This is a genomic window from Aquiflexum sp. (assembly GCF_977115555.1).
In genome coordinates this window covers 1-7704 of the sequence record NZ_CDSBKL010000192.1, presented here as the reverse complement: position 1 = coordinate 7704, position 7704 = coordinate 1, and the positions used below count along the sequence as shown (strand labels likewise).

Here is a 7704-nt window from a genome sequence, read left to right as displayed (position 1 = left end):
CAATTGGGCCCTTGTCATTTTTTGAAAACTGGTATGAGGAATGTAAACCGAACGTGGGTTGGATCAAAAGGTATTCAGAAATCAAAGAAAATGATGAAATAAGGACGAAGGAAGCCCAAAAACTCTTAGCTGAGATCCAGGAGTTTCTGAAGCGAAGCAGTAGAAATGTGATTTTTACCCGGACTTTTATGAAGTATGGTCCCCAAAGGATAGGGACCTTTTTTGCCATTTTGGTGATGATAGTATTAAGCGGTTTTTATTGGTATGACGCAGAGCAAAAAGCAAATGAGCGGGTCATTGAGCGGGCTAGAAAGGAATCTGTAACGTTTTTGAATAGTCCGGAAGTAAATAACCAAGATAAGGCGATTTATCTGCTTGCAGAAGAGCGTTTTGAATCAGGTTATTTGACTTCATTTTTGAATTCGATTAATCAAAAGGATAGAATTTCTTTGGCTATTGACACTTATAAATTTTTGATTTATGTAGATAAGCATATTGAAGAACCAATTAGGAGTTTGGTTGTCGATTTTATTTATCAGGATCTGCAATCACCGGAGTCTTCAATTGAATCAGATTATATTTTGTCTCAAACCAATAAGTTTATGCTTATTCTGATGAGAGATAATTATTATAGCCACTCAAAAGAAAATGAAGAAATCATTTCAGATTTAACAGAAAGAAACAAGAATAGAGTCCTGGATTTTTATAAGGCAACAGGTCAATTTAGTCCAACGCTTCCTCTTGAGCTCAATTTGGCCATTCAGCTTTGGCTTACCGATGGCAAAGCAAATATTCAAGAAATAGATGAAGTTCTTCAGACCATTTCACCTGCTGAAAGCGAGGAAGGAGGAAATGCTTTCTCCCGATATTATCCAAAGGGAAGTTTTGAACCAAATGGAAGACAACCAGTGGATTTTAACAACGGTTACCATACTTTGGCTTCACTTTATGCCAGCAAAGGAGATATCATTGGAGTGGAATGGGCCTTTCAACAATTACTTGATAATAGCCAAAGGGAGTACTTTGAATTGGGAAGGGTATTTAATAATCACCAAAATATTTTGGGGTATTTGTATCAATATAAGTTTAGGAATTTAGCGCCGAGGTTAGTAAAATGGATAGCAACCAATACATTTGACAACCCCGAAATAACGATCTATAGAAACACGGTAATCCGGTCAGGATATATTTCACATCTATATGTTTGGGCCAATCTTGAACCTCAGGCCTTAAGGTCCTATCGAGGGTATATTTATCCGAATCTATTCTTTTCAGACCGATCTGTTTATGACCAGATGAGTGAGGATTATGAATTATATATCAATCAGATCAAAAACCCCTCGGAACGCAATTATCAATTGGCGATCAATTCTAAAAGAAAGGCTGTTTTTACCCACAAATATTGGTTTGACCGTCAAATGGAAGTCAATCAGGATTTGTTGGATTCTTGGTTGGACACTGCGTTTGAATACTATTCGAAGTTAGATGCCAACTATTTAGAAGAAAAAATAGCTTCAACTATCCCATACTATAATGATGGGGTTAGGACAACTCAGCCTACCAGAAAGGAATTGTTTATTTATCCAGATTACCGGGATGGTTGGTTCAGTTGGAACTACCATTCAGATATGTTCTATTACTATATGGATAGAAAAGGATTGTTGTCAAAAATGTTCACCACAGGGGATGATTTACAGACTATACATTTCTGGATTGCCAAAGCATTTGAAGTTAAAGCCTTTCCTCCTCCGGGTACGGCAGATAACGAGTATCCACTTTCAGATGAAACATTAACCCATGTATTGAATTTTCTGGAGAACCATCCCAAGGGTACAGGGGTCGATAAAAACCTGTTTTATTTGATTTTGGCCAACAGGGCATTTGATAAGGCGGATACGGCGAAAGGATTTGAGTATTATCGCAAATTCGATCAACAGGCTATTTCCAGGTCTTCCAATAAATATGAGTATTTAGAAAAAAACTTCTTTCTTAATATGATGACCCAGCTTGCAGCTAATCTGGTGCAACACGGGAAAATAAAGGAGTCCGTTGAATTGGCGGAAAGATTTCCAGGTGATGCGGAAAAAGCTTTCCCATATATGGCGATGGCTAAAAGAGCTTATAAAACCAATTCCGATCCACAGGCATTTGTTTTTTTGGATTCTGTTTCTGCCAAAACAGCAAACTTGGATTTTAATATTCTATTTCGGCCATTGGATAGTAGACCATACTTTATCAATGTTTTATCGACCATTGGAAGTCAAAGAATCAATAGTCTTGCCCGTGAAATTTTAAGGGATATTCCAGAACAACAGAAATTCGATGCTATATATGAATTGGTATCAGGATTGGCAAGGGAAGGTAATTATTATAGGGCATTGATAGCAATCCCAAATAACCTGACAGAGTCGCAGGATTTGCAATGCAGAGGCTTGATTTTGTTGGAAGCTTCCAAAAGAAAGGAACTGGAGTCAGGAGATAACCGCTGGAAAGAATTGGACAATTTTCTGGAATGGACTGAAATCTATTTTAATTTCTTAATAAACTGATGAATAAATATAACACATATTATTACCTGTTATTTGTCCTTTTGGTGATGGGTGGATTTGCTTCCATGGCACAGAACAGCTATGGTTTCAAAATCATGGGGTTGGTTGCCTTTATTTTTGGTTTGTTGTTTGTAACACAGTTTGTTTATGTTTTAAGGAATAAATCAAAAATTGAATACTTGGTTATTTGCGAACTTATCGGGTTGTTTACCATTTCTATTATTCTGGGCTTGAGGGTGTATTATATTCATTTTGAATTAGTCGAATTATTGTTCGGATTGGCAGGTGGGTTATTAATAGCCGTTTATGGAGTAAAAGCAGTTCAGTTATTCAAAGAAATCAACTCTAAAAATAAGGTATTGGCGATGCTGGTTTTATGTTTTTACGTGAGTTTGATATTGTACATTTTATCTATGACAGTAATTCCATTCTTTCCCATTTTTTCTGAAGTTTTCGGTATCCTTGCCTTTGTATTACTGATAATTTTCGGTGTAGTATCATTTAGGAAAAAGCAAATGCATTATGGGTCTGACAAGGCAACTTCTATTTCGGTTATTGTTGGGAATAAGGACAGGTCCATCATCCTGATGTCACTTTTTCTATTATTTACAGTGTATATGGGGCTATCCAAAGTGGAAGTGCTTCCCAAAATGTATTCAGATGAATTTCCCCAAGCTTATTTTGAATTGGTCAACACGGCAGAGATGGGTCAGGGTGAAGCCGTAGATGGAAAATACAAGCATGAAGAATTCAAAGAGAAATTTGAAAAGTTCTTGGAGAATTCGGAGAGAAGGAATGTTCGATAGTGTTGTTATTTTCATATAAGACAATAGACACAAAACACAAGAAGCAAGACAGATTCTTCTATACAATTAGAATTAGCTGACTATTTTAACTTTTACCTTCACTTGCCCAAACCCCAAATTGCTTGAAATGGTGCATCATGTGCTTGAAGTGAAATCTGTCCCATTCCTCCTTATTGAGGTACCCGAATCTGGGATGGACTTCGGATGCTCTATCATTTTTTTCATAATAGGCAATAAATTCATTCCAAGACTGTAGAAGTGCTTCTTTGGCTTTTTCCAAATTGGGATATTTTAAAGGAATAAGCTCTCCAGTATCATTAGGTGGTGTCATACCCATTCCCATTTCCAGATCCGTGAACAACAGATTTTGTTTGGCTTTGAGTGCTCTTTCACTTGGAGTGAAAGGAGGGTATTTGATTTTTCCAATAGATAATTTGAGTGTAATGGTCAAATGCTCTACCATATGCTGGGCTGTCATTTTACCAAACAAAGGTTCTGTATCGTCTTTGAGCAATGTTAAAGAATCTTGGAGTTGAGATCCGTTAATTATCATAGCGATTCTGGATTTTAGTTCAACTGTAATTTAACAAAAAAAGCGCCTGACATTGCCAAGCGCTTTTTCCCATCAAACGAATTTTTTATAGTTTTTTTAACTTCCACACATTTCGCACTCATCTGGATTATCAAGGGAACATGCAATAGCACCCTGTTTTTGCCCTTTGGTCAAGTCCATCGTTGGAGTAGAGGCTACTACTGTTTTTTCCGGCTCCAATGCTTTTTTGTCTACTGTAAACTGGATAGCCGCAGTTGCTGCCTGAGATCTCAAATAGTACATTCCTGTTTTCAGTCCCTTTTTCCAAGCATAGAAGTGCATTGAAGTCAATTTCCCGAAGTTTGGATCCTGCATGAAAACATTCATACTTTGTGACTGGCAGATATAAGCTCCTCTATCGGCTGCCATGTCTATGATGATTTTTTGAGAAATTTCCCATACAGTTTTATATAGGTCTTTGATGTTTTGTGGTACATCTGGAAGCTTTTGAACAGATCCATTGGCTGCAATAAGCCTGTTTTTCATATTGTCATTCCAAAGGCCAAGGCTTATCAGGTCTTTCATCAGGTGTTTATTGGCAATGATGAACTCACCGGAAAGTGTCCTTCTAGTGTAAATATTGGAGGTATATGGTTCAAAGCATTCATTATTTCCCAAGATTTGGGAAGTGGATGCCGTAGGCATAGGCGCTACTAACAAAGAATTTCGTACACCATGTTTGACAACTTGTTCTTTAAGGGAATCCCATTGCCATCTACCTGATTTTGGAGTTACTCCCCACATATCAAATTGGAATATACCTTTGGAAGCTGGGGATCCTTCATATGTTTCATATGGGCCATAGACTTTTGCCAATTCCATGGAAGTTTCCATGGCGGCAAAGTAAATGGTTTCGAAGATGTCTTCATTGAGACCTTTTGCCTCGGCTGATTCGAATGGCATTCTCAGCATGATAAAGGCATCAGCCAATCCTTGTATACCAAGACCTATTGGTCTATGTCTGAAATTTGATCTCCTAGCCTCTTCTACAGGATAATAATTGACATCAATTACTTTATTCAGGTTTCTTGTGGCAACCTTGGTGATTTCATATAACTTCTGATGGTCAAAGAATTTCTTTCCATCAGGTCCTGTTGTTACAAATTTAGGAAGGGCGATGGATGCCAAATTACATACTGCGACTTCATCTGGTGAAGTAAACTCAAGAATTTCTGTACAAAGATTGGAGGATTTGATTGTGCCAAGGTTTTGCTGGTTAGACTTTTTGTTGGCAGAATCTTTATACAACATGTATGGAGTTCCGGTTTCGATCTGGGATTCCAAAATTTCAAACCAAAGTTCCTGTGCTTTTACTACTTCTCTGGCCCGGCCTTCCCTTTCATATTTTTCATAGAGTCTTTCAAACTCTTCGCTATGACAATCTGCTAATCCAGGTGCTTCATTGGGACAGAAGAGTGACCAATCTTCGTTTTCTTCCACGCGTCTCATAAACAGATCCGGAATCCACATGGCATAGAAAAGATCTCTTGCTCTCATTTCTTCCTTGCCATGATTTCTCTTCAATTCCAAGAAATCTTTCACATCAGCATGCCAAGGTTCCAAATAGATAGCAAAACTACCTTTCCTCTTACCTCCTCCTTGATCTACATACCTTGCGGTCATATCAAAGTTTCTTAGCATCGGTACTATTCCGTTGGAAACACCGTTCGTTCCCCTGATGTAGCTTCCTTTTGCACGTACATTATGGATTGAAAGTCCTATCCCTCCTGCTGATTGTGAGATTTTTGCACATTGCTTCAGGGTATCATAAATCCCGTCAATGCTATCATCTTTCATTGTCAACAGAAAACAGGAAGAGAGTTGTGGTTTTGGTGTTCCAGCATTGAAAAGAGTAGGAGTGGCATGGGTAAACCACTTCTGGGAAAGAAGGTGATACGTCTCAATGGCAGCATCGACGTCTTCTTTATGAATTCCTACAGCTACCCTCATCAGCATGTGCTGTGGCCTTTCTACAACCTTATTATCCAGACGGATCAAATAGCTTTTTTCTAAAGTTTTGAAGCCGAAATAGTCATAATCAAAATCCCTGCTGTAGTCGATAGCCTCATCAAGTTTTGCTGCATGGTTTTTCACTACGCCATATACATCGGGTGCGATCAATGCTGCATTCTCGCCGGTTTTTGGATTGACATAAGTGTACAGTCTTTTCATGGTATTTGAAAAAGACTGCGAGGTGGTTTTTTGTAAATTGGAAATAGCTATCCTGGCAGCCAAAATAGCATAATCAGGATGCTTTACAGTAAGGGATGCAGATACTTCAGCTGCAAGATTATCAAGTTCTGTAGTGGTGACACCATCATAAAGGCCATCAATTACCTTTTTTGCTACTTCGATGGGATGGATATAATTGCTATCCAAACCATAGCAAAGATTTTCAATTCTAGCGGTTATTTTGTCGAACCGTACTGATTCACGACGGCCATCTCTTTTAATTACTAACATGACAAATGGATTTGGGTTGGTGGTGAAATAATTTAGAAATCCTCTCCGATGGAGAACTTAGGTGAATCGACCAGTTCTTTGGACTTCATCACCCCGGCCTTTTGGTAATCACCTACTCTTTTCTCAAAGAAGTTGGTTTTTCCCTGGAGGGAAATCATGTCCATAAAGTCAAATGGATTGGTACTATTCCATACCTTGGCACAGCCAAGTTCGACAAGCAATCTGTCGGCTACAAACTCAATGTATTGGCACATCAAATCGGAATTCATACCGATTAGTTTTACTGGTAATGCATCTGTAACAAACTCTTTTTCAATAGATACAGCATCCTGAATTATTCTTGAAACTGTTTCTTTTGGTAAATGATTGACCACATGTTGGGTATAAAGATGGCAAGCAAAATCGCAATGCAATCCCTCATCTCTTGAAATCAATTCATTGGAGAAGGTAAGACCTGGCATCAGACCTCTTTTTTTCATCCAGAAAATAGAACAGAATGATCCTGAGAAAAATATTCCCTCTACCGCGGCAAAGGCAATCAACCTCTCCTGGAAGTTACCGTTGTCAATCCATCTCAAAGCCCAATCCGCTTTTTTCCTGACACATTCGATATGTTCAATGGCATTCAGCAACCTGTCTCTTTCTACGTTGTCTTTGATATAGGTATCTATTAATAAACTGTATGTCTCAGAGTGGATATTCTCCATTGCAATCTGGAAACCGTAGAAAAACTTCGCTTCCGTGTACTGAACTTCTGAAACAAAATGCTCAGCAAGGTTTTCATTCACAATGCCGTCGCTTGCCGCAAAAAAGGCCAAAACGTGGGAAATAAAATGTCTTTCGCCGTCATTGAGATTTTTCCAGTCTTTTAGATCTTGGCTTAAGTCAATTTCTTCGGCCGTCCAAAAGCTAGCCTCGGCTTTTTTATAGTATTGCCATATGTCATCATGCTGGATGGGAAATAAAACAAAGCGGTTTTTGTTCTCTTGGAGAATTGGTTCAAAATGTTGCATTACTCTTAAATGTTTTGGGGTTAGTCTTCTTAATTAAGGAATTAGAAGGCTATATTGTTTTCAAAATACTGCTGGAAAGAAAAGGCCATTTTTTTGGAAACAGCCTTCAACAAATATGATGAACAAATTCCAAAAATAAAACCCTCGCAACGTCTAAACACTTCGTTTTTTGAATATAATTCAATAAATATTTAAATCATTAAAAAACAGTAGTTTATATGATTAATATTAATCTTTAACTTTAATTAATTATTGATGTATGGGGCATCAAAACTTTTTTT

The 7704-nt window shown here is 37.9% G+C and carries 5 protein-coding genes; 2 read left to right on the top strand and 3 right to left on the bottom strand.

Translation table 11 applies throughout. The annotated features are described in order from the left end of the window. Together ACZFYI_RS12190 and ACZFYI_RS12185 are read left to right on the top strand one after the other, a co-directional pair. On the top strand, positions 1-2549 hold a 2549-nt coding region (locus tag ACZFYI_RS12190; RefSeq protein ID WP_462524407.1), incomplete at its 5' end, for a hypothetical protein. Then, positions 2549-3355: a hypothetical protein gene (locus ACZFYI_RS12185; RefSeq protein ID WP_462524406.1), complete on the top strand. Its 807-nt coding sequence runs from the start codon at positions 2549-2551 to the stop codon at positions 3353-3355. The genes ACZFYI_RS12190 and ACZFYI_RS12185, both read left to right, overlap by 1 nt. Before the next feature lie 85 nt (positions 3356-3440). Here the strand turns inward: ACZFYI_RS12185 and ACZFYI_RS12180 are convergent, their stop codons facing one another. From ACZFYI_RS12180 to ACZFYI_RS12170, 3 genes are all read right to left on the bottom strand, one after another. Continuing rightward, complete coding sequence (locus tag ACZFYI_RS12180) at positions 3441-3908, bottom strand: DUF1569 domain-containing protein (RefSeq protein ID WP_462524405.1); 468 nt, start codon at positions 3906-3908, stop codon at positions 3441-3443. A gap of 96 nt (positions 3909-4004) precedes the next feature. Next, complete coding sequence (locus ACZFYI_RS12175; RefSeq protein WP_462524404.1) at positions 4005-6410, bottom strand: ribonucleoside-diphosphate reductase subunit alpha; 2406 nt, start codon at positions 6408-6410, stop codon at positions 4005-4007. 32 nt (positions 6411-6442) lie between these two features. Next, positions 6443-7423 (bottom strand): ribonucleotide-diphosphate reductase subunit beta, encoded by a 981-nt coding sequence (locus tag ACZFYI_RS12170; protein WP_462524403.1) that lies wholly within the window; start codon positions 7421-7423, stop codon positions 6443-6445. Positions 7424-7704: the final 281 nt, after the last annotated feature.

Bases quoted from the DNA above. Each gene is read 5' to 3' on its own strand.
- ACZFYI_RS12185 (WP_462524406.1), top strand. From the start codon at position 2,549: ATGAATAAATATAACACATATTATTACCTGTTATTTGTCCTTTTGGTG.
- ACZFYI_RS12175 (WP_462524404.1), bottom strand. From the start codon at position 6,410: ATGTTAGTAATTAAAAGAGATGGCCGTCGTGAATCAGTACGGTTCGAC.
- ACZFYI_RS12170 (WP_462524403.1), bottom strand. From the start codon at position 7,423: ATGCAACATTTTGAACCAATTCTCCAAGAGAACAAAAACCGCTTTGTT.
- ACZFYI_RS12180 (WP_462524405.1), bottom strand. From the start codon at position 3,908: ATGATAATTAACGGATCTCAACTCCAAGATTCTTTAACATTGCTCAAA.